Below are 25890 nucleotides of genomic sequence, written 5' to 3' on the forward strand. Positions count from 1 at the left end.
GAGGGCTCCCAGGTTCCGAGGAAAGTGAGTCGGATTGTGAAGTTCCGGGTCGAACGCGACGTACTGGCCGACGCCGTGGCCTGGACCGCCCGCAGCCTTCCGGCGCGGCCATCGGTCCCCGTACTGGCGGGGATGCTGCTCGACGCCGGCGAGGGCGACGGACGGCAGAGGCTGAAGCTCTCCAGCTTCGACTACGAGGTCTCCGCGCAGGTCGCGGTCGACATCGACATCGAGGAGCCGGGCACCACCCTGGTCTCGGGTCGGTTGCTCGCCGAGATCACCCGCAACCTCCCTCCACAGACTGTGGAGATCGCCACCGACGGCGCCAAGGTCGTGGTCTCCTGCGGCAGCGCGAAGTTCACCCTCCTCACCCTGCCGGTCGAGGACTACCCCACGCTGCCGGAGATGCCCCGCCTCACCGGATCGGTCGGCAGTGACGCCTTCGCCGCCGCCGTGAGCCAGGTGGCCGTCGCCGCCGGGCGCGACGACACCCTGCCGATGCTCACCGGCGTGCGCGTCGAGATCGAGGGCGAGACCGTCACCCTGGCCTCCACCGACCGCTACCGCCTCGCGGTGCGCGAGCTGGCGTGGAAGCCCGAGAACCCCGACCTCTCCGCGGTCGCCCTGGTGCCCGCCAAGACCCTCGCCGACACCGCCAAGTCGCTCACCAGCGGCGCCGAGGTCTCCATCGCGCTCTCCGGCGCCGGAAGCGGCGAGGGCATGATCGGCTTCGAGGGCGGCGGACGCCGCACCACCACCCGCCTCCTCGACGGCGAGTTCCCGAAGTACCGCGCGCTGCTGCCCGATTCGTTCAACTCCGTGGCCGAGGTGCAGAAGTCGGAGTTCATCGAGGCCGTCAAGCGCGTCTCGCTGGTCGCCGAGCGCAACACGCCCCTGCGGCTGGCGTTCGGCTCCGGGCAGCTCGTCCTGGAGGCCGGGACCGGCGACGAAGCACAGGCGGTCGAGGTCCTCGACTCCTCGCTCGACGGCGACGACATCCAGATCGCCTTCAACTCCGCCTTCCTGCTCGACGGCCTCAACGCCATCGACTCCGACATCGCCCGGCTCCAGTTCACGACGTCGACCAAGCCGGCCATCATCACCGGCAAGCCCGCCGATGACGACGCGACCTCCGACTACCGGTACCTGATCATGCCGGTCCGGCTTTCGAGCTGACGACGACCGCGCCATCCACGTATCAAGTCGTTTGGGGGAATCACGGACATGCAACTAGGTATGGTCGGCCTGGGCAGAATGGGCGGCAACATGGCCCAGCGGCTGCGCGACAAGGGCCACGAGGTCGTGGGGTTCGACTTCAACCCCGAGGGCCGCGATGTCGAGTCCCTGGCCGACCTCGTCGACCGCCTCGACGCGCCGCGCGTCGTGTGGCTGATGGTCCCGGCCGGTGAAGCCACCGCGGCCACCATCACGTCGCTGGCGGAGCTGCTCTCCACCGGCGACCTCATCGTCGAGGGCGGCAACTCCCACTACGTCGACGACCGCCGCCGGGCCGACGACCTCAAGGCGCGCGGCATCGGCTACGTCGACGCCGGCGTCAGCGGCGGTGTCTGGGGCCGGCAGAACGGCTACGGGATCATGGTCGGCGGTACCGCCGAGGACATCGCCCGCGTCAAGCCCGTCCTCGACTCCCTGACCCCCGACGCCGGGGGCGGCTATGTGCACGCCGGCGGCGTCGGCGCGGGCCACTTCGTCAAGATGGTCCACAACGGCATCGAGTACGGCATGATGCAGGCGTTCGCCGAGGGCTATGAGCTCATGGCGGCCTCCGACATCGTCGACGACGTCCCCGGCACCTTCGACAGCTGGCGCGAGGGCACGGTCGTGCGCTCCTGGCTGCTCGACCTGCTCGTGCGCGCGCTGGAGGACGACCCCGACCTCGAAGGCATCCGCGGCTACGCCCAGGACTCCGGCGAGGGCCGCTGGACCGTCAAGGCCGCCGTCGACCACGCCGTCCCGGCTCCGGTCATCACCGCGGCGCTGTTCGCCCGGTTCGCCTCGCGCCAGGACGACAGCCCGGCAATGAAGGTCGTCGCCGCACTGCGCAACCAGTTCGGCGGGCACGCCGTCAGCAAGAGCACCGACGAGCCGGCGCACACGCCCCGTAGCTGACCACCCCCGGTCCCGTTTCACGTGAAACCGAGTCTCCTCGGTGTGCGGCGGGACCGGTCGTGTCGGTACCGCGTGTCCGGGCAGATCCGTAGGACAGGAGAGGCCGGATGTACGTTTCCCACCTGCAACTGGCCGACTACCGCTCCTATGAGGCCGCCGACCTCGCGCTGGAACCCGGCATCAGCACCTTCGTCGGCCCCAACGGCCAGGGCAAGACCAACCTCGTCGAAGCCATCGGCTACGTCGCGACGCTCGGCAGCCACCGGGTCGCCAACGACGCCCCCCTGGTCCGCAAGGGCGCCGAGCGCGCCATCGTGCGCGCCGCCGTCGTCAAGGACGACCGCCGGGCGATCATCGAGCTGGAGATCAACCCGGGCCGGGCCAACCGCGCGCGGCTCAACCGGGCCCCCGCCACCCGCCCCCGCGAGATCCTCGGCATCCTGCGCACGGTGCTCTTCGCCCCCGAGGACCTCGCCCTCGTCAAGGGCGACCCCGGCGAGCGCCGCCGCTTCCTCGACGAGCTCCTGGTCGCCCGGACCCCGCGCTACGCCGGCGTCCGGTCCGACTACGACCGCGTCCTCAAGCAGCGCAACGCCCTGTTGAAATCGGCGTCGGTCCAGCTGTTCAAGCGCCGCGAACCCGACCTCGCGACCCTGGACGTGTGGGACGACCACCTGGCCACCGCGGGCGCCGAGCTGCTCGCCGCCCGGCTGGCCCTGGTCTCGGAGCTCCAGCCGCTGGTCGCCAAGGCGTACGGCGAACTCACCTCCGCCGGCGGCCCCCCGGTACTCGGGTACCGCTGCTCGGCCTCTCCCGCGGGCGACGACGGCGTCCCGGCCGTCCCCGCCGACCGCGGCGGGATCGCCGACCTGATGCGCACCGCCATGGCCGAGGCGCGCCCCCAGGAGCTGCGGCGCGGCGTGAGCCTGGTGGGCCCGCACCGCGACGACCTCCAGCTCACCCTCGACGACCTGCCCGCCAAGGGCTACGCCAGCCAGGGCGAGGCGTGGTCCTACGCCCTCGCGCTCCGGCTCGCCGGGTTCGAGCTGCTGCGGGCCGACGGCGACGACCCGGTGCTGATCCTCGACGACGTCTTCGCCGAACTCGACGCCGAGCGCCGGCGCCGGCTCGCCGAACACGTGCGCCACGCCGAGCAGGTCCTCGTCAGCGCCGCGGTCCCCGATGACATCCCCGCCGAACTCCGGGGCACCCGGTTCCGGGTGGCCGAGGGGGCGGTCGCCCGTGACTGACGAGCACGACCCCGGCCGGCCGGCCGATCCGGCGGCGGCCGCGCCCACCGGCGCCGACCTCGCCCGCCAGGCCCTCGCCCAGGCCCGGGCCGCCGCGCGCGAGCGCGGGGCCGTCCCCGACTCCCGCCCCCGGCGGGTCCGCCGGGGCCCGCTCCGGTCGCGCAACGAGCCCCAGCTCTTCGGTGAGGCCGCGCGCGCCTGGCTGATCGACCACGGCTGGCAGGAGCAGGTGGCGATCGGCGGCGTCTTCGGCCGCTGGGCCGACATCGTGGGCGAGTTCAACGCCCAGCACCTGCGGCCGGTCACCTACGACGCCGGTGAGCTGGTCATCGCCGCCGATTCCGCGACCATGGCGGCGCACGCCCGCGCGATGACCCGCGATCTGCTGCGCCGGATCAACGAGGAACTGGGGCACGGCACCGTGCAGCGGATCAGGGTGCAGGGGCCGGGCCGCGGACGGGGCCCCGGCCCGCGCAGGGCGGGCTGACCGGCCGGAGAACCGCGCATTACCTCCGGCTGTCGTGCGCATCACCGGTCGTACCGCCTGAGCGGCGCTGAACGGCGCGGGGAATTGCTCGCGGGGGTGTCCGTGTGTGGGGAGTCATCTCCCCGCCCACTCACGCGTTCTGGGGCGGCACAGCGCCGCGAATGCCACTTTCCGGCTACGCGCGCGGTATCATGGAGACGGTTCTTCGGACGCTTCCGCCGGTATAGCCCGCCCCAAGAGTGGGCGGCGGGATTCGGAGCCGTGAGCGGTGTCCGGGCGGGTGCGCGCCTTCGGCCACATCACGCCTGTCACCGCTGCTCGGTCCCGGTTCCCCTCCCCACTCGGGGGCCGTCTGGCAGGCGTTCCCCAGCAGGAGGGTGTTTCCACTTGGCCTACGATGCTCGATCCATCACAGTCCTCGAAGGGCTCGAAGCGGTACGCAAGCGCCCGGGCATGTACATCGGCTCCACCGGCGAGCGGGGCCTGCACCACCTCGTGTCCGAGGTCGTCGACAACTCCGTCGACGAAGCGCTCGCCGGCCACGCCGACGCCATCGATGTCACCCTCATGGCCGACGGCGGCGTCCGCGTCGCCGACAACGGCCGCGGCATCCCGGTCGACCTCCACCCGGTCGAGAAGCGTCCGGGGGTCGAGCTGGTGCTCACCACCCTGCACGCGGGCGGCAAGTTCGACTCCAAGTCCTACGCCGTCTCCGGCGGCCTGCACGGTGTCGGCGTGTCCGTGGTCAACGCGCTGTCCACCGCGCTGGAGGTCGAGATCCGCCGCGACGGCCACGTCTGGCGGCAGCGCTATGAAATGACCCGGCCGGTCGCCGACCTCGACAAGGGCGAGGAGACCGCCGACACCGGCACCCAGACCACCTTCTGGGCCGACCCCTCGATCTTCGAGACCACCACCTACAGCTTCGAGACCCTCTCGCGGCGGATGCAGGAGATGGCGTTCCTGAACAAGGGGCTGTCCATCACCATCCGCGACGAGCGGCCGGAGTTCATCGGCGACTCCCCCGTGGTGCACACGTACCACTACGAGGAGGGGCTGGCGGACTTCGTCCGCCACATCAACAAGTCGAAGGAGCCGGCGCACGCGTCGATCATCTCCTTCGAGGAGGACGGCGACGGGATCTCCGCCGAGATCGCGCTCCAGTGGAACCAGTCCTACACCTCCTCGGTGCACACCTTCGCCAACACGATCAACACCACCGACGGCGGCACCCACGAAGAGGGCTTCCGGGCGGCGCTCACCTCGATCGTGAACCGCTACGCGCGCGAGCAGAAGCTGCTGCGGGAGAAAGAGGACAACCTCACGGGTGACGACATCCGCGAGGGCCTCACGGCGATCATCTCCGCCAAGCTCGCCGACCCCCAGTTCGAGGGGCAGACCAAGGCCAAGCTCGGCAACACCGAGGCGAAGTCGTTCGTGCAGCGGGTGACCAACGAGCACCTGCGCGACTGGTTCGAGCGCAACCCCGGCGAGGCCAAGGACATCGTCACCAAGGCCAGCTCGGCGGCGCGCGCCCGGATCGCGGCCCGCCAGGCGCGCGACCTCACCCGGCGCAAGACCCTCCTGGAGTCCACCTCCCTGCCGGGCAAGCTGTCGGACTGCCAGTCGACCGAGCCCGAGCGGTGCGAGGTCTACATCGTCGAGGGCGACTCCGCCGGCGGCTCCGCCAAGGGCGGCCGCGACCCGCACTACCAGGCGATCCTGCCCATCCGCGGCAAGATCCTCAACGTCGAGAAGTCGCGCATCGACCGGATCCTGCGCAACAACGAGGTCCAGGCGATCATCACCGCCCTGGGCACCGGGATCCACGACGACTTCGACCTGGCCAAGCTGCGGTACCACAAGATCATCCTGATGGCCGACGCCGACGTCGACGGCCAGCACATCCGCACGCTGCTGCTCACCCTGCTGTTCCGGTTCATGAAGCCGCTGATCGAGGCCGGCCACGTCTACCTCGCCCAGCCGCCCCTCTACAAGATCAAGTGGGACCAGCGCGGCAGCGACGCCGACTACGCCTACTCCGACCGCGAGCGCGACCAGGTCATCGCCGACGGCATCGCTGGCGGCAAGCGCGACCCCCGGCCCCGCGACCTCATCCAGCGCTTCAAGGGCCTGGGCGAGATGAACGCCGGAGAGCTGTGGGACACCACCATGGACCCGGCCCGGCGGGTGCTGCTCCAGGTGACACTCGACGATGCGGCACAGGCCGACGAGATGTTCAGCGTGCTCATGGGCGAGGACGTCGAATCCCGGCGCTCCTTCATCCAGCGCAACGCGCGGGATGTCCGCTTCCTGGACATCTGACCCCGCACATCCCGAGGCCAGCAAACGACTCAAGCGAAAAGGATCGACATCCAGTGACGGATGCGAACACTCCGGAAGCCCCAGAGAACACCGGCGGCGACCGCGTCGAACCCGTCGACATCCAGGTCGAGATGCAGCGCAGTTATCTCGACTACGCGATGTCGGTCATCGTCGGCCGGGCCCTGCCCGACGTCCGCGACGGCCTCAAGCCCGTCCACCAGCGCGTGATGTACGCCATGTACGACGGCGGGTACCGGCCCGACCGCGGCTACTTCAAGTGCGCCCGCGTGGTCGGTGACGTCATGGGTAACTACCATCCCCACGGCGACAGCCCGATCTACGACACCCTCGTGCGCCTCGCGCAGGGGTGGACGATGCGCATGCCGCTCGTCGACGGCAACGGCAACTTCGGCTCGCCGGGCAACGACCCCGCGGCGGCCATGCGGTACACCGAGTGCAAGCTCGCGCCGCTGGCCATGGAGATGCTCCGCGACATCGACAAGGACACGGTCGACTTCCGGCCCAACTACGACGGCCGCTCCCAGGAGCCCGTCGTCCTTCCGGCGCGGTTCCCCAACCTGCTGGTCAACGGGTCCGCCGGCATCGCGGTCGGCATGGCCACCAACATCCCGCCGCACAACCTGCGCGAGGTCGCCGCCGGCGTCAACTGGTACCTCGCGAACCCCGAGACCTCCGACGAAGATCTCCTCGAGGCGCTCATCGAGCGGATCAAGGGCCCCGACTTCCCCACCAACGGGCTGATCGTGGGCCGCCGCGGCATCGAGGACGCCTACCGCACCGGGCGCGGCTCCATCACGATGCGCGCGGTCGTCGAGGTCGAGGAGGACACCCGCGGCCGGCAGGCGCTGGTCGTCACGGAGCTGCCCTACCAGGTCAACCCCGACAACCTCGCGCAGAAGATCGCCGAGCTCGTCAAGGACGGCAAGGTCACCGGGATCGCCGACGTCAAGGACGAGACCAGCGGCCGCACCGGACAGCGCCTGATCATCGTCCTCAAGCGCGACGCCGTCGCCAAGGTCGTCCTGAACAACCTGTACAAGCACACGCAGCTCCAGGACACGTTCGGCGCCAACATGCTCGCCCTGGTCGACGGGGTGCCCCGCACCCTCCGCCTCGACCAGCTCATCCGGCACTGGGTCGCGCACCAGATCGAGGTCATCGTCCGGCGCACCCGGTACCTGCTGCGCAAGGCCGAGGAGCGTGCGCACATCCTGCGCGCCCTGCTCAAGGCGATCGACCGCATCGACGAGGTCATCGCGCTCATCCGCGGCAGCGCCTCCGCCGACGACGCCAAGACCGGGCTCATGGGGCTCCTGGAGATCGACGACATCCAGGCCCGCGCGATCCTCGACATGCAGCTCCGCAAGCTCGCCGCCCTGGAGCGCCAGCAGCTCACCGACGAGTACGACGAGCTGATGGCGCAGATCGAGGACTACAACGACATCCTCGGCTCGCCCGAGCGGCAGCGCACCATCGTCCGCGACGAACTCACCGAGATCGTCGAGAAGTACGGCGACGAGCGCCGCACCCACATCATCCCCTTCGAGGGCGACATGCGCATGGAGGACTTCATCGCCGAGGAGGACGTCGTCGTGACGATCTCCCGCGGTGGCTACGCCAAGCGCACCCGCCTCGACAACTACCGCGCCCAGAAGCGCGGCGGCAAGGGGGTGCGCGGCGCCCAGCTCAAGCAGGACGACATCGTCCAGCACTTCTTCGTGACCACCACCCACAACTGGATCCTGTGCTTCACGAACAAGGGCCGGGTGTACCGCACGAAGGCCTATGAGCTGCCTGAGGCCGCGCGCGACGCCCGCGGGCAGCACGTCGCCAACCTGCTGGAGTTCCAGCCGGACGAAGAGATCGCCCAGGTCATGGCGTTGCGCGACTACGACGACGCGCCGTACATGGTGCTCGCCACCCGCGAGGGCCTGGTGAAGAAGTCGCGGCTGGAGGACTTCGACTCCTCCCGGTCGGCCGGCATCATCGCCATCAACCTGCGGGAGAACGACGAGCTGATCGCCGCGCGGCTGGTGTTCCCCACCGACGACCTGCTGCTCATCAGCAGCGACGCCCAGGCGATCCGGTTCACGGCCTCGGACGAGTCGCTGCGTCCCATGGGGCGCGCGACCAGCGGGGTCATCGGCATGCGGTTCCTCGAGGGCGACTACCTGCTGAGCATGGACGTCATCCGTGAGACCGACGGCCCCACCGACGTCCTGGTGGCCACCGAGGGCGGCTACGCCAAGCGCACCCCGGCCGACCAGTACCCGCTGCAGAACCGGGGCGGCAAGGGCGTGCTGACCGCGAAGGTCGTCGAGGCCCGCGGGAAGCTCGTCGGCGCGCTGATGGTCTCGCCGGAGGAGGACGAGGTCTTCGCGATCACGTCCGTCGGCGGCGTCATCCGCACCCGCAGCTCCGAGATCAAGCAGTCGGGCCGCGCCACCATGGGCGTCCGGCTCATGAACCTCGGCAAGAACAACCACGTCGTCGCCATCGCGCGCAACGCCGAGGCCGCGGCCGAGGAGGTCGTGGACGAGGCCGGCGACACCGCCGAGGGCGGCCCCGCGGGTGACGAGGCCGTCACCGGCGCGGCCGTGCCGGGTTCGGGCGACACCGAAGACACCCGGGAGTGACCCCCGGCGCCGGGGAACCGCCTGGGACACGGAGCCGCGCTCCCCACCCCAGAACGGTCCCCCGGCGCCGCGCTCCACGCCTCCGGGCGCGCTCCGTGGGGCGCGAAGCCCCTCGGGCGCGGTCCGGGGGGGTGTGAAGCCCTTCGGGCACGAGCGGTTCCCCGGCAGCCGAACTCCACGCCCCTGGGCAGGGCCCGGGGGTGTGAAGCCCCTCGGGCACGGTCCGGCTCCCCGATAGCCGCCTTCCACACCCCTGGGCACGGTTCCGTCCTCCTGCGCCGCACTCGACGCCTCAGGACCGCCCCCGGCGCCCACGGTCGGCCCCAGGGCCCGCTGGGCCGACCGCTCTTCCCAAGGAACCGGCTGACCCTTCCAGGGCCTCTCGCGGTCCTTGGGCGCCCGCCCAAGGGGCCCGAGGCGGCCCGCACGGGCCTGGAGGGAGCCGCGGTCGTCCATCGACCCGTCGGCGCCCGCTTCGGGCTCCGGACGCACCCGCGGACCCGGCCGTGCACCACCGTCCGCGGGTCGTGGCGCCGGCCGTACGATGGGGGTCGGCCGACCTCGGCGCAGACCGGTATCATCCGCACCACCCGCACCATTTCCACCGGTGCGGCGCACGGCGGTGCGGCCGTCCCCGGCCGCCGCCACGCGCCACACCCGCCGATCCCCGCACCGCGCGGTAGGGGTGCCCGGCAGAGCGCCAGGGCACTGCGGCGCACCGCCGCCCGCGCCGGCCGGGGGCGGCCGTCATCCCCCTTGACCGGATCCACCGTCACACGGAAAGTCCAGCGGTAACGTGGCCATGTCTGACAACACGCAACGGGAATCCGCTGCTTCGGAGTCGACCACGGCGGTCGACGACGCCAACGATGCGGCGGTCGAGGACGCGCCCGCGTCCGCGTCCGCCGACGACCCCACCCCGAGCACCACCGAGTCCGCTCCCGGACCCGCCACCCCGGCGGGCGACGGGCCCGAGGGCACGACCGACACCAGCGGCGAAGGCGGCGCCGACGGTACCGACGCCACCGAGGCCGAGGACACCGCCGCGCCGACCACGACCGCCAAGGACGTCGGGACCAAGGCCGAGGTCACGGCCGAAACCGAGGCCGAGACCACGGCTGAGGCGAGGGCCGGAACCGGGGCCGCCGAGACCGAGGTTCGCGGGGCCGACGACGGAACCGGTACCGCGGACAAGGCCGAGGCCGGCAACGTGGACAAGGCCAGGGCCGGTACGGCGGACGAGGCCGGGACCGGCAAGGCGGACGAGGCCGGGACCGGCAAGGCGGAACCGGCGGATCCGGTGGAGGCGGCCGGTCGCGCCGAGAGGGCCGGCACGTCGGGTGTGCCAGGGGTGACGGCACGGGCAGCGGCGGAGGAAGCGGTGGAATCCGCGAGTCAACAAGGGGGCGTTCGGATGACGGTGCCGCAGGAGCAGCAGGCACAGCAGGCGCCGACGGTCAGAGCGACGAAGGCGAGCCGCAAGGCGCACCTGACCGTCGGCCGCGTGGAGCCGTGGTCGGTGATGAAGTTCAGCTTCGTCATCGCCCTGGTGTGTTTCATCATCCTGTTCGTCGCCATCGCCGTGATGTACGCGATCCTGTCGAGCCTCGGCGTCTTCGACGCCTTGACCGACCTGATCGCCTCGCTCACCGACGGCGGCGAGGGCGACGAGCTCGCGCTCAACCCTGAGAGCTGGTTCTCCCCCACCCGGGTGCTCGGCTACACGGGTCTCATCGGCGCGCTGAACATCATCCTGATCACCGCGCTCTCGACGGTCGGGGCGATGCTCTACAACCTCGCCGCGGACCTCGTGGGCGGCATCGACGTCACCCTGACCGAGTCCGAGTAACGGTCCCGACCACCGCCGAAAGGCGCTAAAATAGCGGAGGAAGAGGGCCGCGGTCCCCGCGTCCCTCCTCCCCGCAGCGCAGGTCAACCGGTTCGCCCCGACCCCCCGCATGCGGTAGAGTTCCCTCGGAACGAGGGCGTATAGCTCAGTCGGTTAGAGCGCATCCCTGATAAGGATGAGGCCCCAGGTTCAAGTCCTGGTACGCCCACCAGCGAAAAGACCTCCCGCAGGGGGTCTTTTTCTTTTTCGTGTTCATCGTATGTGCGTCGGGACCGGTCGTCCGGCGGGTGTGGGTGTCAGTGGTGTGCTGGAGCGGAATCGTCGGTGGCCCGGTCAGTGTGTCGCCGGTGCGGTTTCCGGTGAAACGCGTTGCAGGGGTATCTCCAGCGCCGGTACCCCTTCGGAGGACGGTGCTCCTGGCCGTTCTTTCCCGGATATATCCGGGACACCTGTCCAGGACTCGATCACCTGCGCGTCGCCCTGCGAGTCGATGTGCTCCACGTCGACGCGCGCTTCGACGCCGAATTTCGCGGACACCTTTCCCCGCAGCGTTCCCACCGCCGTCTCGTGTTCACCCTCCACCAGCGCTCGGGTGTCCCAATCCGCCGTGTTGATGGTGTACCCCTCGATATTCGCACCGTCCACCCAGGAGAAGACGTATGCCCAGTCCCCGTTCTGCATCGGCGACCATGTGCGGTCGTCATTCATGTATTTGTATCTGATCGCGGGTCCCGTTAATTGGACCTCGGCCGCCCAGTCTACTTCTTGGCTTTTCGTTCTGATCTTCATCGTCGCGCGGTAGTGCCGGTGCGGTGGAACCGTTATCTCCTGCCGCAGGCCCCATTCCACCTCGCGTGTGCTGGTGTGGGGGTCCGTCGTGCCCGCCCCGACCTTGATGGTGGCCTTGGCGCCCCCTTTGGTTCCGGGGATCGGGGCGGGGCCGCCCACCTCGCCCCCCACCCACAGTTCTCCGCCGAGTTCTTTCGGTTCGATGACCGACGTGCGTATGGAGTCGGTGACCTTCTCCGTGTGGGTGAAGGTCACCACCGCTTCCCCTTCGCTCGCCCGGTTGTCGTACTCCTGTGTGCGGACGGCAACCCATGCTTCGGTTTCCTTGAACGTGCCGCCGTCGTAGGTGAAGCTCCCGACCTGTTTGAGATCGGGCTCAGTCGGCAGTTTTTCCGCCTTTTGGAATTCCAGGGAATTCATGTAGTTCACGACGTCGGTGCGCACTTCGTCAGGAGGTGACCCGGGCATACGCGTCGGTCCTCTCGTTCGGTTTCACTTCGGTGGCGTCCGAAGAGGCGTCATATCCGAGCTTTCGGTGCCATGCCCATGTGCCGGGTAACCCGCCTGCGAGGGTTTACTCGCGGCTTTCCGAAGATCTACCGGCCGCTACTGATAATTCACACGTAGTTGACGACGCTTCGCATGGCCGGCCGCGTGCCCCGCCGTCCCTCAGGCGGCGGCCTGGTCGGTGACGCGCTGGATGGCCTCGATGGCGATGTCGGGCTGGTCGACGTGGATGTAGTGGCCGCTCTCGCCGGCCGTGCTGAGCCGGCTGTCACTGGAGACCTCCAGCCACTTCTCCTGGCCTTCGGCCCAGACGCGCTCCAGGTCGTCACCGTACTCGGGGACCTCGCCGAGGTATTGGACGCCGTGCTGGATGACCTCGGTCGGGATGTCGCCGGCGGAGCCGACCTCCGGGTCGCTCTCGATGGTGATGTTCTCCGGGTTCTCCCCCTGGAACAGGGCGAGGTTCTGCGCACGCACCTCAGCGCCAGGGCCGGTGGCCGACTCGGGGATCACGTCGGTGATGTCGTCGATCATCGTCGGGGACGTGGCGTCCAGCAGGACCAGCCCCGCGACCCTGTCCGGGTGGTCGGGAGCGTAGCGGGCGGCGATCAGTCCGCCGAGTGAGTGGCCGGACAGGACGACCGGGCCGTCAGGGGCGATGTCGTCGAGGACGGCCGTCAGGGTCTCCCCGCTGTCGGCGATGCTCTGCGGGCCGTCCGGCCGGTCGCTCTCGCCTTCGCCGAACCGGTCGTAGGAGCAGACCCGGTCGGTTTCGCTCAGGGTCTCCTGAAGGCCGGCCATGGTGTCCAGCCCGTCGCCCATCCCCGCCATGAGCACGATGACCGGCCGGTCGTCCGCCGGCGCGCCGGAGCAGGAGACGTTCACGGAACCGCCGTCGACACTGAGCATCTTCGTCCCGGTGAACAGCTCCCCCTCGGTCATGACCTCCTCCGCGGCGGATTCCAGGTCGGTCTGCACCTCGTCGAGGCCGGCACCCACCTCGGAGACCACCGTGCACCCGGCGAGCCCCATGCCGGCGACGGTGCAGCACAGTGCGGTCAAAGCGGTCGTCCGGATGATGCGGGACATGATTGCCTCCAGAAAGTGGATCGGGATGAGGGGGCGCGAGCGCCGCCGGCGGGCGGGGGAAGGTGCCGTCCCTGCCCCGCGAACCGGGCGCCGCGACTGGGGAAAACGCTACGGATCCGGAGAACCGGGGTCATCACCGCACAGTGGACACCTGCGCGTCCCCCGCATGGGGGACGGACGCCCTCTCCGTCGGATGGCGCGGCCCGCGTTCCCCGCGCCGATGTGCCTGCTTCCGGACGCCCGAGGCGCTCCGACGGCGCGGCCGGACGTGTCCACCCCCATGGAAGGACGAAGAAGGCGCGACGCTCGGCGCCGTTCCACCCCGTGACCCGTGCCCGGCGTGTCCCCCGGACGAGCTACGCGCAGGTGTCCACCTCGCGGTGACGACCCCGCACCACCTTGATCCGTAGCGTTCTCCCCAGTCGCACCGCCCCAATGAAGGAACCCCCATGAGACTCCTTTGGCAGCTCTCGGCCGTCGCCGCGGTCGCCTTCCTCGGCGGACAAGGACTCTTCGCGGTCGAGGACGACCCCTGGCTCACCCTGGCGCTGGGCGTCCTCGTCGCGGTCGCCTCGGTGTTCGTCTACCGGTGGGTGGTGCGCCGCACCGAGCACCGCACCGTGACGGAAATGGCCTGGAAGGGCGCCGCCGCCTCCACCGGCTGGGGCACCCTCCTGGGGGTCGGGCTGTTCGCCTTGGTCATCGTCGACATCGCCTTCCTCGGCGGCTACCGGCTCCACGGCCCGGGCTCCGCGATGAGCGCCCTTGCGCTGGTCGGCTTCATGGCCGCCGCCGCGGTGACCGAAGAGGTGATGTGGCGCGGCGTGCTGTTCCGGATCATCCAGGAGCGCACCGGCACGTGGGTCGCACTGGTCCTGACCGGCCTGGCCTTCGGCCTGGTGCACATGCTCAACCCCAACGCCGGTCTGTGGGGGGCCATCGCCATCGCGATCGAGGCCGGCGGCATGCTGACCGCCGCCTACGTCGCTACCCGCAGCCTGTGGCCGCCCATCGGCCTGCACTTCGGCTGGAACATCGCCGGATCCGCCATCTCCAGCACCGAGGTCTCCGGCAACGACACCCCTCAGGGGCTGCTGGACGCCACCATGTCGGGCCCGGCCCTGCTCACAGGTGGCGGCTTCGGCCCCGAAGGCAGCATGTACTCCGTGGTGTTCTGCGTCGTCACCACCCTGGTGTTCATGTGGATCGCCGGCCGCCGCGGCCGCATCGTCCCCGCCCGCCGGCGCGCCGGGCGGCCCGCCGCCACCGCTCCGCTTTCCCGGTGACCGGGCTCGGGCGGCTCGGCGACCTGTGGCGGCGACTCGACGTCACCCTCCGAGACCTGCCCCTGGGACTGCTGCTCCTGGCCGCCTCGCTCGTCCCGGCGCTGCACGGCAATGGGACCCAGGTCGGCGGGGTGGCGGACCGCCCCCTCGACGCTCTGGGCCTCGCCGCGGCCGCCCTGCAGTGCCTGCCACTGGCCGGGCGGCGGCGGTGGCCGGCCCTGTCCCCGGCCCTGGTGGCGAGCGGCTTCGCCCTCGACCAGCTGTTCGGCTACCACCTGTTCGCGGGCACCGCGATCGTCGTCGCTGTGATGAGCGCCGGTGCCCACCTCCACCGGTACCGGCGCACCGCCGTGCTGGCGGGTTCGGCGGCCTACGTGGTGCTGGCGGTCGCGCTGTCCCAGGCCGGTCCGGGCGAGACCCTGGCCGGGTACGTGCTGTTCTACTCGGCGATGGCCTTGTCCTGGGGAATCGGGTCGTGGCTGCGCTCCACGCGCATCGCCGAGGCCGAGTACCGCCTCCTCGTCGCCGCGGAGACCCGGGCCGCCGAACGCACGCGCATCGCGGGCGAGCTCCACGACGTCGTGACCCACCACGTGACCGCGATGGTCGTCCAGGCGGAGGCGGCACGCTACCTGACCGCCGCGCCCGATCGCCTGGACCAGACACTGGCCGCCGTCACCGACACCGGGCGGCGGGCCATCACCGACCTGCGCCACGTGCTCGACGTGCTCGACCCCGGCCGCACCGCCCCCGCTCCCGCGTCCGACGAAGGGCTGCTCTTCGTGGTGGAGCGGGCCCGCCGCGCCGGGCAGCCGGTGGAGTTCACCGAGGAGGGCACACCGGCCGCCTCGCGCGGCAGTGCCGATCTCGTCGCGCACCGCGTTGTGCAGGAGGCCCTGGCCAACGCCCTCAAGTACGCCAACGGCGGCCGCACCACCGTCCGCGTGCGCCACCGCCCCGAGGAGATCACCGTGCGGGTCGGCACCGACCGCGCCGGCCCTTCGGGCGTCTCCCCCGGCGGCAGCGGGCGCGGCCTGGCCGGCCTGCGCGAACGCGTCGAGGTCTTGGGCGGCGACTTCACCGCGGGCCCGCACGAAGGCGGCGGCTTCGCCGTGCACGCGCGCATCCCCGCACGCGCGCCGGTGGCCGGCCGGGCGTGAGCGTGCCGGTCCGGTCCGGCCGCGACAGCCGGGCGCTGGTCCGAACCGGTCAGCCGGCGCCGTAGCGGTGCATCCGACCGAGCGCGATCAGGTCCTGCACGAGGCTGTACGGAAGCTCGTCGTCGTCGGGCCACCACTGCGCCGCCGCGAATCCCTCGGGGTCGTCGACGGGGTCCGGCGTGAACACGGCGTGGTAGAGCGCGCGGCGGGCGGTGGGGACCAGCTTCCGCGTGTAGGCGCGGTGGAGGTCGCCGTACTCGATGCCGCGGCGGATCACGATGAGGTGCCCGCCGGGGACCTTCTGGCGGACGAAGGGCCGCCGTGGCGGAAGGTCGTCCATCGTGATGAAGATGCGGTCGCCCTTGGCGAGGAAAGGGTTCCGGGAGACCTGCGGGGTTGTGGTCTGCCCGAGAACGGGGATTGAGGATGGGTCGGAATAGGGGACGGGTTGCACGGCGGCTCCCCCCTGAGTGCTGCGTCCTACGGTGGTGAAGGGGAGACTATGTCGATCGGGCGGGCTTTGACCAGGAAAAACCACGCGTTGATCGCAATCACGACGATCTGTGGCGAATGAACCTGCGGCCCGGCGCGAACCGCATGATCCGGGATCGCCGGCCCACACGGCGTGAAAACGTTTTGCGCGGTTAAGGCGTCTTTTTCGCCGTTCGTCGTTTTTGTTGCTGGTCGCGTTCCCACTTGGCGCGTTCCGCGTGGATCTGCATGACGACCTGCGCACGCACGTTGGCGAGGACGCGGTCCAGCATCGCCCGCTCCTCCTCGGGGGACATCCCCTCGGCCGCCGCGTGCGTGTCCGTGATGATCTCGCCGACCAGTTCGCCCACCTCAGTGTCCAGCACGACGCCTTCGGCCGTGAACCGGCCTTCATCGGCGTCGGCATCGGCATCGGGTACGGCGGTCGGTCCGCCGGGCCGTGAGGTGGGGAATCCGGGATAGCCGGCCGCGTCGCCGATCCCCTGGACCAGGGCGAGGCGTTCGGGGGCCGTGCTGAGGATCGCGCGCTGGAGCCGCCTGATCGAGTCGTATCCGGGGCGGCTCCGGCCGCCGAGCCACCGTGAGACCTGCGGCGGCGACACCCCGGCCCACTCGGCCAGTTGTGTCTGGCGCACGTCCAGCCCGTCCCGGATGGCGTGGAGCGCCGTCCGGAAGCGGTCCGGATCCCATGCGTCGCCGGATCCCTTGTGTTGCATACACGCAAAATTAGCATGCCCTTTCTTGCGTGCGGCCGGGCGGTGGGTCCCCGGCCGGGCGGCGCTTTCACGCTCTCCGTGCCGTATCGCCTCTGGATAAGTCGACATCGCGGCCCTTGTCGTCGCAGGTGATGCGGCGGTCGCGCCCTTGCGCTCCCCTATCCCGCCTCCTAGCATTGCGTGCATGCAAGGCAAGAATTGCGGTCGGTTCACCCCACATGCGGCAGTCCGGCCGCGACGCCGGCGGTGCCCGGCGTATGCGCGCGGACGGCACCCCGCCGCGGACGTCGCCGCGACGGCGGCGGCCGCGGCGCCCGATCGCGCCGGCTTCACCCGGGCGGTGGGGCCCGGATCGCGGGTCGGCCCCGAAGGCGGATGAGCGTGGACGAGATGACCAGCGGGGAGATCTCCCGTGCGCTGGACCGCATCGAGAAGGGGTTCGCCGACCACCGCCGCGAGGTGGCCGAACACCTGGGGCAGATGGTGTCCGAGCAGGTGTACGACCTGGAGGTCGGCGCCCTCCGGAATGAGGTCGTCGCGCTGAAGGGGGAGCTGGCGCAGGCCCTCCAGGACGCCAAGGACTCCGACCACCAGAGGGTCGTCGACCGCAGGTGGTGGATCGCCGCCATCGCCGTCCCGATCCTCCTGTTCCTGCTGAACACGGCCCTGCCGATCCTCACCGGCGAGGGTCCGCCGTGACACGCCGCCGGAGGCCGCGCCCCGGCGCCGAAACCGTCCCGGCGGCCGGACCGCCCGCCGCCCCATGACCCGGACGCCCCGGGCCGGTCCCGACCCGGGCTCCCGGCCCCTCCGGCGTCGGGGCGCCTTGTCGCGTCGTCGCCGTATCGCCGTGTCGACATATCCACAAGCTGTGGACGGGCGGGATCCGGTGTCCGGCGGGGCGCGGGTCGCGCGGGGGCTTATACGCTGGGGGCGAGGCGTCCGCCCGGGGTGCGGCGCGGGTGTGTCACGTGGTGGGGAGATCATGGCGTCCGGAGTCGTCCAGCGGCGCGGCGGGGGCCGACGCTCCGCCGGCGACCTGTCGACCTCCATCGCCACCCAGATCATCGACCTCGCCCGGCGCAACGCCCTTCCCGAGGGGGCGCACCTGCGCGAGCAGTGGGTGGCCGACTCCCTGCGGGTCTCGCGGTCGCCCGTCCGGCGGGCCATGGCGTTCCTCGCCGAACTCGGCATCGTGGAGCAGGTCCCCAACCGCGGCTTCTTCCTCACCCGGGCGGCCGTGGACATCCCCGGCATCGACGTCGGCGAATCCGCCGACGCCGAGGAGGACGCCTACTTCCAGATCGCCGACGACCACCTCGGGGGCCGGTTCGGCGGCGAGTTCACCACCGCCGAGGTCGCCCGCCGCTACGGGCTGAGCCCGCGCGCCGCGCAGCGCGTGCTGACCCGGATGGAGGGCGAGGACCTGCTGCGCCGCCGGCCGGGCCGCGGCTGGGAGTTCCTGGGGGTCCTGTCCACCACCGAGGCCCACGACCAGAGCTACCGCTTCCGGATGATCGTCGAGCCGGCCGCCCTGCTGGAGCCGGGCTACCGCGTCGACCCGCAGGCGTTCGCCGAGCACCGCGCACGCCAGGAGTCCCTGCTCGGCGGCGACATCCTGACCTCGCCCCGCGCCCGGCTCTACCGGACGGGGGCGGAGTTCCACGAGATGCTCGTCGGATGCGCCGGCAACTCCTTCGTCTCCGAGGCGCTGCGCCGGCAGAACCGGGTGCGCCGGCTGATCGAGTACCGCCACCAGTTCGACCGGGCGCGCCTGCTCGACCAGGCGCGCGAGCACCTCGCGCTGCTCGACCTGGTCGAGGCCGGCCGGCTGGACGAGGCGTCGGCCCTGCTGCACGCGCACCTGGACCGCGTGCGGTGGCTGAAGACCGGCCACGGCCCCGAGCCCGAGGCACCGCGCCTGCCCGCCTGAGCTCCGCCGGCCGCCTTCCCGGGACCGGTTCCCGGCGGCCGCCCACCCGCATCAGACCCCGGCGAGCTCGCCTTGGTCCGTTGCGGGGTAGACCATGCAGTGCTCCGGCCTGATCGCCACCGATGCCGCCTCGGCGACGTCCGCCGACACGCTCTCGGCCTGGACCGTGCTCGCGCCGACGCGCAGGCGGTGCTCGTAGCGCGCACCCACGTAGGCGCTGGCCAGGACCTCCGCGTCCAGGCGGTTGTAGGCGTCGGAGGGGGCGGCGCCCGCCGCGTCCACGAGCACGTTCTCCGAGCGGACGGCGACGGTCACCCGGTCGCCGACAGCGGCCCATGCCGCGCGGGCGGTGCGGAGGCGGCCGTCGCCGGCGAGGGCGACGACCGTGTGCCGGTCCGTCTGCTCGTGCACGGTGCCGGCCAGGAAGTTGCAGCGGCCGATGAAGGCGGCGACTTCGGGGGTGGCCGGGGTCTCGTAGATCTCCCGGGGGGTGCCGACCTGGAGCATGTCGCCGTCCTTCATCACCGCGATGCGGTCGCTGAGGGCCAGCGCCTCGATCTGGTCGTGGGTGACGTAGACCGTGGTGATGCCGACCTGGGCCTGGAGGCGTTTGAGCCACGCGCGCGCCTGGTCGCGGAGCTGGGCGTCGAGGTTGGACAGCGGTTCGTCCAAGAGGAGGATGCTCGGCGCGTAGACGAGCGCGCGGGCGAGCGCGACGCGCTGCTGCTGGCCGCCGGAGAGCTGGTGGGGGTAGCGGCCCCGCAGGTGCTTCATCCCCACGTTGTCGAGCGCGTCGTCGATGAGCTCCCGCTGCCGCGCCCTGCCGACCCTGCGGATCTTCAGCGGGTAGGCGAGGTTGCCGGCGATGGTCATGTGCGGCCATAGCGCGTAGGACTGGAACACCAGCCCCAGGTTGCGGGCCTCGGGTTCGAGGAAGGCCCCGGTGGCGTGGTCGACGAAGGTGGTGTCGGCGACCCTGATGCTGCCTCCATCGGGGCGCTCCAGGCCGGCGACGCAGTTCAGGGTGGTCGACTTCCCGCACCCGCTGGGCCCCAGGAGGGTGAAGAACTCGCCGTCCCGCACCGTCAGCGAGATGCCGTTGAGGATCGTGTTCCCGCCGAACCGCTTGCGGAGTCCGTCGATGACGAGTTCAGGCATTGGTGCGTCCCTTCTCGATACGCCCGGCGATTGCGACGCACACGGCGGTGATGGCGATCTGGATGGTGGCCATGGCCGCCACGGGCCCGGTGGTGCCCTGCATCCACAGTTCGAAGGTGGTGGTGCCGATGACCTGGGTGGCCGCCGTGGCGATGAAGACGGCGGGGGCGAACTCCTTGATCATCTGCACGAAGACGAGCACGAAGGAGGAGAGGTACGCGGGGGTGAGCAGCCGCGCGAAGACGTGCACGACGGTGCGCCACCAGTCGGCTCCGGCGACGCGGGCGGCGCTGTCCAGCTCCGTCCCGATCTGCATGACGATCGGCGCGACCGCTCCGAAGGCCACCGGCAGCGAGCGGACGCTGAACACGATGACGATCGCGACCAGGCTCGCGCGGACCGCCGCCGTTCCCTCCGGCAGCAGGGTGAAGGCCCAGAAGAAGCCGACGCCCAGGACGACCCCGGGGATGGCCTGGGGCGCCAGGGCGAGCAGTTCCAGGGTCCGGGCGAAGCGGAAGCCCGAGCGGCGGGAGACCAGCACGACCAGCGTGGCGAAGACGGTGAGCAGCACGGCGCCGGCCAGCGAGACGATCAGGCTGTTGACGATCGACGTGGAGTAGACGGGATAGGTGAAGATCACCGCGAAGTTGTCCAGCGACAGGAACTCCAGCGGGGAGACCAGCGGGGTCAGGAGCGTGGTGAAGGCGCGCAGCAGCAGCCCCATGACCGGCAGGAACGGCCCGATCAGGACGTAGACCACGATCACCGCGAGCGCCGCCCAGCGGACCGCGCCGAGGTCGAGCGGGCGCTGCCGCACCGCCTTGCCCCGGACCGATACGAAGCGCTGGGAGTCGCGCAGCAGCCGGGTCTGCACCCACACGAGCGCCGCGGTGACGCCCAGGATGATGACCGACGCGGCGCCGAGGATCCCGTAGTCGGGGTCGATCGAGGCGATGCCGTTGGTGTAGAGGAAGCTGGAGAACATGTCGATGCCCGCGGGCTGGCCGTAGAGCAGCGGGACGCTCAGCGACTCCAGCGACGAGGTGAAGATCAGCAGGCCGCTGTAGACGAGGGGCGGGCGCAGGGTCGGCAGGATCACCGACCCCAGGATGCGCAGCGGGCCGGATCCGCAGGTGCGGGCGGCGCTCTCCAGCGAGGTGTCGGAGTAGCGCAGGGCGCTCGCGCAGTACAGGTAGGCCAGCGGGATCGCGGCGACGGCCTCGGTCAGCGCCATCCCGGGGATCGTGTACAGGTTCCAGGGGGTGAAGCCGACGGCATCGGCCACGACCAGGGTGATGAAGCCGGCCGGACCGTAGAGGATGATCCAGCCGAAGGCCAGCACCAGCGGTGAGATGTAGATCGGCCAGCGCAGGACCGCGGTGAGCACGCCGCCGCCGGGGATGCGGGTGCGCACCAGCAGGATCGCGAGCGCGGCGCCGCCGACCAGGGCGATGGCGGTGGTCAAGACCGCGAACACGAGGCTGTTGAGGACGACGCGCCCGAACCCCGCCTCCGTGAACAGCCGCACATAGTTGTCGGCGGTGAGCAGCCCGCCGGCCTCGTACAGCGGGCGGTCGGCGAAGGACTGGTAGAGAACGGGCAGGACCGGGGCGAGGACGAGGACGGCGGTGAGCAGCAGGACCCCGTAGTGGACGGCGGTCTCCCGGCCGACGCCCGCCGGGCGCCGGTAGTGGGGGACGCCGAGTTCGCCTGGTCGGAGCTGCCGCCGCGGCGGAGTGAGGGTCATCGAGGGGTCTCCAGGTGTGCCGGTGGGAGGGGGCGGAGGCGGGGCGGGCGGCGGGCTTATGCGCTCCGTGCCTGCTCCCACCGCTGCGTCAGTGCGTCGACGTCGGTGTCGTCGAGCTCCTCGTAGCCGACGAGGATGGCGTTGTCGGCGCCGACGGCCTCGACGATGGCGTCGTAGTGGCCGGGGGCGTCGTCGTCGCGCAGGTCGCCGCGGTGCGGGGTGAGCCCGCCCTCGCTGAGCTGGACCTGTCCCGCATACGACAGCGCGTGGTCGATGAAGAGCTTCGCGGTGTTGGCGTTGGGCGCGTCGCGCAGGATGGCGGCGCTGCGCGGGACCAGCGGGGTGCCGTCCTCGATGTAGGACCAGTCGATGAGCCCCTTGCTCTGCTCCGCGGTGAGGGCGATGACCCCGCCCGACTGGAAGTAGCTGATGGCGTACTCGCCCGAGACGAGCTTGTCGACCATCGCGCCGGCGGAGGTCTCGGCGCGCACGAACGGGATGAGCCGGTCCAGGGTCGCCCAGGGGTCGGCCGCCGTGGCGACGTAGGTGTGGTTGATGGCGAACCCGTAGGCGTTGCTCAGGGCGTAGGTGGTGATGTTGTCGCGGAATCGGCCGGGGTCGGATTCGCACAGCCGGGCGATGTCGGCGAGGCTGCGCGGCGGCGGCACGTCCTCCAGCAGCAGCGCGTTGTAGCCGATCACGACCGGGTCGACGGTGAGGGCGAAGACGCCCGGCAGTCCTTCGAGCTTGTCGTCGAAGAAGGGCCGCTCCGGGGTGTCGTAGGCCAGCGCGGCGTCGCGGTGGGCGAACCTCGCCCATTCCTGGGGGGCGTTGGCCACGAGCAGGTCCGCGGCGGAGCCGTGGCCGGCGTCCTCGCTGTAGAAGCGCTGGAAGACCTCGGTGCTGCCGAGCGCGGTGACCGCGAGGTTGTCGGCCCAGGGGTAGCGCTCCTGGAACCCGGCGAACAGCGGAGCCCAGTTCTCCTGGGAGGTGTTGGAGTAGATGGTCAGGCCGTTCTCGGCCCGGGACGTCTCGATGATCCGGTCGTAGTCGGCGGGGTAGTGGTCGGCGATGCGGCCCTGGAACCCCTCGGCCGCTCCCGTTCCCGGGGCGCACGCGGTGACGAGCGGCGCACCGGCGATCGCGGCCGATAGCGCGGCCGCGCCGCGGAGGAAGTCGCGGCGGCTTCCGGTGCGGTTTCCGGTGCCTGGGCTGTGCGGGCTCACGATTCTCCATCCGTCGGTCCTGCGGTGGCCGCGGCCCGGGGGTCGCGCCCGGTCGGCACCACTGCCGCCCGGGACGGCCGGCCGCATGACGCGGGCCGCACACCCCGGTGACGCAGGCCATATTGTCTCAATCGACACATGGATGCAATACATCGTCCGCAGGTTCTCTTGGTGTCCGAGGGTGCTCGCCGTTGCCGTCGGTGGACCCCGGGTGCGGGGCGACGGGTTCGATGTTCATCCACGTAGAAGCGTTTCCGGCGCACTGTGGACAGCGATGGGGGAGGTGCGGGGGCGGGGTCTGATCCGCCGCATCACAGTCGGACCCCGATGTTGTACTAATGTGCAACGGGAAACAAAAATCCGTGGTCCGGTCGCTCCGGCCGCACCACGCGCCGTAAGGGGAGCCGATGGCCCACCACCCCAGCCCCGCCGAAGCCCCGCTCCATGTCGCCGGGCGGACCTATCGCCATGTCGACTTGCGGTCACTGATGACCCGGGAGGAGCTGGACGCCACCCCCTATGTGCTCCGCGTGCTGATCGAGAACGTCGCGCGCCGCGCGCCGGAGGCGCTCGGGCGCGTGCTGGACCGCGCCCGCGGCAACGGGCCCGCCTGCGAGGTCCCGCTGCACCCGGGCCGGGTGATGCTGCACGACACCACGTGCCTGCCGACCCTCGCCGACTTCGCGGCGCTGCGCGACACCGTCCACGAACTCGGCGGCAGCGCCGGGGACATCAACCCCGTCATCCCCGCCGACCTGGTCGTGGACCACTCGGTGATCGTGGAGAGCCACGGGCGGCCCGATGCGCTCGAACGCAACCTCGACATCGACTTCCGCCGCAACGCGGAGCGCTACGCCTTCATCCGGTGGGCCGAGCGCGCCATCGCCGGTTTCCGGGTGGTGCCGCCGGGCAAGGGCATCATCCACCAGGTCAACATGGAGTCCCTGGCGCGCGTCGTGGAGGTCGACGACACCGGCGCCGAGCCCCGGCTGTACCCGGACACCCTCGTCGCGACCGACAGCCACACCCCCATGATCAACGCCATCGGCGTCCTGGGCTGGGGCGTCGGCGGCCTGGAGGCGCAGGCCGCCCTGCTCGGCGAGCCGGTCGCCATCGCCTTCCCCCGCACGGTCGGGGTGCGGCTGCTCGGCCGGCTGCGCGAGGGCGTGACAGGAACGGACCTCGTGCTCACCCTCACCCGGATCCTGCGCGGGATGGGGGTGGTCGACGAGTTCGTGGAGTTCACCGGCCCCGGAGCCGCCGCCCTGGGCTGGGCCGAGCGCGCCGCGGTCGCCAACATGGCCCCGGAGTACGGGGCGACCTGCGCGTTCTTCCCCTACGACGACGTGACGGCCGAGTACCTCCGGCTGACCGGCCGCCCGCCCGGCCACCGCGCCGTCGTCGACGCCTACCTCGCCGCCCAGGGGCTCAAGCGCGTGGCAGGCTCCCCCGAGCCGCACTACGACCGCACCGTCGAGGTCGACCTCGCGGCCGTCGAGGCGAGCGTGGCCGGCCCGCTCCGCCCCGACCAGCACCTGAGGCTCTCCGACGTCCCCCGTTCCTTCCGGGAGCACGCCCCGGCGCGATCCCCCGTTCCGGTCGGCCGGACGCCGGGCGACGCCGTTCCGGAGGCGGCGGTCGCGATCGCCGCGATCACGAGCTGCACCAACACCGCCAACCCGCGGCTGATGGTCCAGGCGGGGCTGCTGGCGCGCAACGCCGCGGCCGCCGGGCTCACCCCGAAACCGTGGGTGAAGACGTCCCTCTCGCCGGGGTCCCGTGTGGTCACCCGCTACCTGGAGGCCGCCGGCCTGCTGCCCGCTCTTGAGGAGATCGGCTTCCACACCGCGGGGTACGGCTGCATGACCTGCATCGGCAACTCCGGGCCGCTGCTCCCGCACATGGAGGACCTGGCCGGGCAGGGCCGCACCCTGGTCGCCGTGCTCTCCGGGAACCGGAACTTCCCCGGCCGCGTCAACCCCCGGACTCCGCTGGGCTACCTGGCCTCCCCGCCCCTGGTGGTGGCCTACGCGCTCGCCGGAACGGTGCTGCACGACTTCGCCGCCACCCCCCTGGGCACCGATGGCCGGGGCCGGCCGGTGTACCTCGCCGACCTGTGGCCCGATGACGCCGAGGTGGAACGGACGGTCGGCGCCGCCCTGGACCCCGGCGCCTTCGTGGCCAACACCGCGGCGATCCGCGAGGGCGACGCCCGCTGGACCTCGCTGCCGGCGCCCGAGGGCACGCGCTTCCCGTGGGCGGAGGCGTCCACCTACATCCGGCGCCCGCCCTACCTCCGCGACCTCTCCCGGATGCCCCCCGAAGAGCCGGACGTCCGCGGCGCCCGCCCGCTGCTGCGGCTCGGCGACTTCGTCACCACCGACCACATCTCGCCGGCCGGCGCCATCCCCCGGACCGGAGCCGCCGGCCGCTACCTCCGCGACCTCGGCACCGATCCGCGCGACCTCAACCAGTACGCCACGCGGCGCAGCAACCACGAGGTCATGCTGCGCGGCGCGTTCACCAACCCGGCGGTCGCCAACCTGCTCCTGCCCGAGCACGACCGCGGCCGCGGCGGCCACGCGATCTCCGCGGACGGCGCCGTCCGGCCGGTCTACGACGCCGCGCTGACCCATGCCCGTGCCGGAACCCCGCTGGTCGTCTTCGCCGGAAAGGGCTACGGGGCCGGCTCCAGCCGCGACTGGGCCGCCAAGGCGCAGGCGCTGCTGGGGGTCCGCGCGGTCGTCGCCGAGGGCTTCGAGCGCATCCACCGCAGCAACCTCATCGGCATGGGCGTGTACCCGTTGTGCTTCGCGGCCGGCGCCGACGCCGGGTCGCTGGAGCTGGACGGCACCGAGACCATCGACCTGGAGGGGCTGCGGGACCTGCGCGTAGGGACCAACCCGGTCGTCCTGCGGATCTCCCGCAACGGCGCGCCGCGGGAGTTCGCGGTGACCCTGCGGGTGGACTCGCGCAACGAGCTGGCCTACCTGCGCAACGGCGGGCTGCTGCCCTATGTGGTGCGGCGCGTGCTCGATCCCGCCGGGGCCGGCTGATCCGGGCGGCCGTGCGCGGCGGCCGGCCGGCCG

19 protein-coding genes and 1 tRNA gene are annotated in these 25890 nt (G+C 71.4%); 13 read left to right on the top strand and 7 right to left on the bottom strand.

Annotated elements, in window-relative coordinates; genetic code table 11:
• Positions 1-36: 36 nt before the first annotated feature.
• From dnaN to ACFO4E_RS26960, 8 genes are all read left to right on the top strand, one after another.
• Entirely contained in the window at positions 37-1176 is a 1140-nt protein-coding gene (gene dnaN / locus ACFO4E_RS26925; protein ID WP_378579574.1) for a DNA polymerase III subunit beta, read from the top strand.
• A 48-nt stretch (positions 1177-1224) separates the two neighbouring features.
• Complete coding sequence (gene gnd, locus ACFO4E_RS26930) at positions 1225-2130, top strand: phosphogluconate dehydrogenase (NAD(+)-dependent, decarboxylating) (RefSeq protein WP_378579541.1); 906 nt, start codon at positions 1225-1227, stop codon at positions 2128-2130.
• Positions 2131-2237: 107 nt separating this feature from the next.
• On the top strand, positions 2238-3380 hold the full coding sequence (gene recF, locus ACFO4E_RS26935; RefSeq protein ID WP_378579542.1) for a DNA replication/repair protein RecF: 1143 nt from the start codon (positions 2238-2240) through the stop codon (positions 3378-3380).
• The gene (locus ACFO4E_RS26940; protein WP_378579543.1) at positions 3313-3867 is read left to right on the top strand and encodes a DciA family protein; all 555 of its coding nucleotides are present in this window, start codon (positions 3313-3315) and stop codon (positions 3865-3867) included. Before recF ends, ACFO4E_RS26940 begins: the two co-directional genes overlap by 68 nt.
• 408 nt (positions 3868-4275) lie before the next feature.
• Positions 4276-6192: a DNA topoisomerase (ATP-hydrolyzing) subunit B gene (gene gyrB / locus ACFO4E_RS26945; protein ID WP_465263148.1), complete on the top strand. Its 1917-nt coding sequence runs from the start codon at positions 4276-4278 to the stop codon at positions 6190-6192.
• A 53-nt stretch (positions 6193-6245) separates the two neighbouring features.
• On the top strand, positions 6246-8849 hold the full coding sequence (gyrA, locus tag ACFO4E_RS26950; protein ID WP_378579545.1) for a DNA gyrase subunit A: 2604 nt from the start codon (positions 6246-6248) through the stop codon (positions 8847-8849).
• An 802-nt stretch (positions 8850-9651) separates the two neighbouring features.
• Positions 9652-10698, top strand: a complete 1047-nt coding sequence (locus ACFO4E_RS26955; RefSeq protein WP_378579546.1) for a DUF3566 domain-containing protein — start codon at positions 9652-9654, stop codon at positions 10696-10698.
• Between the two features lie 134 nt (positions 10699-10832).
• Positions 10833-10909: transfer RNA gene (locus ACFO4E_RS26960), tRNA-Ile, on the top strand.
• Between the two features lie 122 nt (positions 10910-11031).
• On the opposite strand, the gene ACFO4E_RS26965 is transcribed toward ACFO4E_RS26960, so the two are convergent.
• On the bottom strand, positions 11032-11931 hold the full coding sequence (locus tag ACFO4E_RS26965; RefSeq protein ID WP_378579547.1) for a hypothetical protein: 900 nt from the start codon (positions 11929-11931) through the stop codon (positions 11032-11034).
• A 225-nt stretch (positions 11932-12156) separates the two neighbouring features.
• Complete coding sequence (locus ACFO4E_RS26970) at positions 12157-13083, bottom strand: alpha/beta fold hydrolase (RefSeq protein ID WP_378579549.1); 927 nt, start codon at positions 13081-13083, stop codon at positions 12157-12159.
• 449 nt (positions 13084-13532) lie between these two features.
• On the opposite strand from ACFO4E_RS26970, the gene ACFO4E_RS26975 reads away from it, so the two are divergent.
• Entirely contained in the window at positions 13533-14369 is an 837-nt protein-coding gene (locus tag ACFO4E_RS26975) for a CPBP family intramembrane glutamic endopeptidase (RefSeq protein WP_378579550.1), read from the top strand.
• A complete protein-coding gene (locus tag ACFO4E_RS26980) occupies positions 14366-15529 on the top strand; it encodes a sensor histidine kinase (RefSeq protein ID WP_378579551.1) in 1164 nt (387 codons plus the stop codon). The genes ACFO4E_RS26975 and ACFO4E_RS26980 overlap by 4 nt, the downstream gene beginning before the upstream one ends.
• 49 nt (positions 15530-15578) lie before the next feature.
• Here ACFO4E_RS26980 and ACFO4E_RS26985 read toward each other — a convergent pair whose 3' ends face one another.
• Complete coding sequence (locus ACFO4E_RS26985; RefSeq protein ID WP_378579552.1) at positions 15579-15869, bottom strand: hypothetical protein; 291 nt, start codon at positions 15867-15869, stop codon at positions 15579-15581.
• 304 nt (positions 15870-16173) lie between these two features.
• Complete coding sequence (locus ACFO4E_RS26990; RefSeq protein ID WP_378579553.1) at positions 16174-16737, bottom strand: helix-turn-helix domain-containing protein; 564 nt, start codon at positions 16735-16737, stop codon at positions 16174-16176.
• A gap of 381 nt (positions 16738-17118) precedes the next feature.
• On the opposite strand from ACFO4E_RS26990, the gene ACFO4E_RS26995 reads away from it, so the two are divergent.
• Entirely contained in the window at positions 17119-17436 is a 318-nt protein-coding gene (locus tag ACFO4E_RS26995) for a hypothetical protein (protein WP_378579554.1), read from the top strand.
• A gap of 286 nt (positions 17437-17722) precedes the next feature.
• The gene (locus ACFO4E_RS27000; RefSeq protein ID WP_378579555.1) at positions 17723-18670 is read left to right on the top strand and encodes a GntR family transcriptional regulator; all 948 of its coding nucleotides are present in this window, start codon (positions 17723-17725) and stop codon (positions 18668-18670) included.
• 51 nt (positions 18671-18721) lie between these two features.
• On the opposite strand, the gene ACFO4E_RS27005 is transcribed toward ACFO4E_RS27000, so the two are convergent.
• From ACFO4E_RS27005 to ACFO4E_RS27015, 3 genes are read right to left on the bottom strand one after another with little or no spacing between them, the layout of a single operon-like run.
• Positions 18722-19828 carry an ABC transporter ATP-binding protein gene (locus ACFO4E_RS27005; protein WP_378579556.1) on the bottom strand — a complete coding sequence of 369 codons (1107 nt, stop codon included), beginning with the start codon at positions 19826-19828 and terminating at the stop codon, positions 18722-18724.
• Positions 19821-21575, bottom strand: coding sequence for an ABC transporter permease (locus ACFO4E_RS27010; RefSeq protein WP_378579557.1), 1755 nt, complete (start codon positions 21573-21575; stop codon positions 19821-19823). Before ACFO4E_RS27010 ends, ACFO4E_RS27005 begins: the two co-directional genes overlap by 8 nt.
• 56 nt (positions 21576-21631) lie before the next feature.
• On the bottom strand, positions 21632-22801 hold the full coding sequence (locus ACFO4E_RS27015; protein WP_378579558.1) for an ABC transporter substrate-binding protein: 1170 nt from the start codon (positions 22799-22801) through the stop codon (positions 21632-21634).
• 407 nt (positions 22802-23208) lie between these two features.
• Between ACFO4E_RS27015 and acnA the strand changes: the two genes are divergently transcribed.
• Complete coding sequence (gene acnA / locus ACFO4E_RS27020) at positions 23209-25857, top strand: aconitate hydratase AcnA (RefSeq protein WP_378579559.1); 2649 nt, start codon at positions 23209-23211, stop codon at positions 25855-25857.
• The last annotated feature ends 33 nt before the right edge of the window (positions 25858-25890 follow it).

The organism is Nocardiopsis mangrovi, assembly GCF_042653925.1.
In the GTDB taxonomy this organism is placed as follows: Bacteria; Actinomycetota; Actinomycetes; order Streptosporangiales; family Streptosporangiaceae; genus Nocardiopsis_B; species Nocardiopsis_B mangrovi.

Coding starts and splice junctions, on each gene's coding strand:
- gnd (WP_378579541.1), top strand. CDS start 1,225: ATGCAACTAGGTATGGTCGGCCTGGGCAGAATGGGCGGCAACATGGCC.
- recF (WP_378579542.1), top strand. CDS start 2,238: ATGTACGTTTCCCACCTGCAACTGGCCGACTACCGCTCCTATGAGGCC.
- ACFO4E_RS26940 (WP_378579543.1), top strand. CDS start 3,313: ATGACATCCCCGCCGAACTCCGGGGCACCCGGTTCCGGGTGGCCGAGG.
- ACFO4E_RS26955 (WP_378579546.1), top strand. CDS start 9,652: ATGTCTGACAACACGCAACGGGAATCCGCTGCTTCGGAGTCGACCACG.
- ACFO4E_RS26970 (WP_378579549.1), bottom strand. CDS start 13,083: ATGTCCCGCATCATCCGGACGACCGCTTTGACCGCACTGTGCTGCACC.
- ACFO4E_RS26975 (WP_378579550.1), top strand. CDS start 13,533: ATGAGACTCCTTTGGCAGCTCTCGGCCGTCGCCGCGGTCGCCTTCCTC.
- ACFO4E_RS26985 (WP_378579552.1), bottom strand. CDS start 15,869: ATGGACGACCTTCCGCCACGGCGGCCCTTCGTCCGCCAGAAGGTCCCC.
- ACFO4E_RS26990 (WP_378579553.1), bottom strand. CDS start 16,737: ATGCAACACAAGGGATCCGGCGACGCATGGGATCCGGACCGCTTCCGG.
- ACFO4E_RS27000 (WP_378579555.1), top strand. CDS start 17,723: ATGGCGTCCGGAGTCGTCCAGCGGCGCGGCGGGGGCCGACGCTCCGCC.
- ACFO4E_RS27005 (WP_378579556.1), bottom strand. CDS start 19,828: ATGCCTGAACTCGTCATCGACGGACTCCGCAAGCGGTTCGGCGGGAAC.
- ACFO4E_RS27010 (WP_378579557.1), bottom strand. CDS start 21,575: ATGACCCTCACTCCGCCGCGGCGGCAGCTCCGACCAGGCGAACTCGGC.
- acnA (WP_378579559.1), top strand. CDS start 23,209: ATGGCCCACCACCCCAGCCCCGCCGAAGCCCCGCTCCATGTCGCCGGG.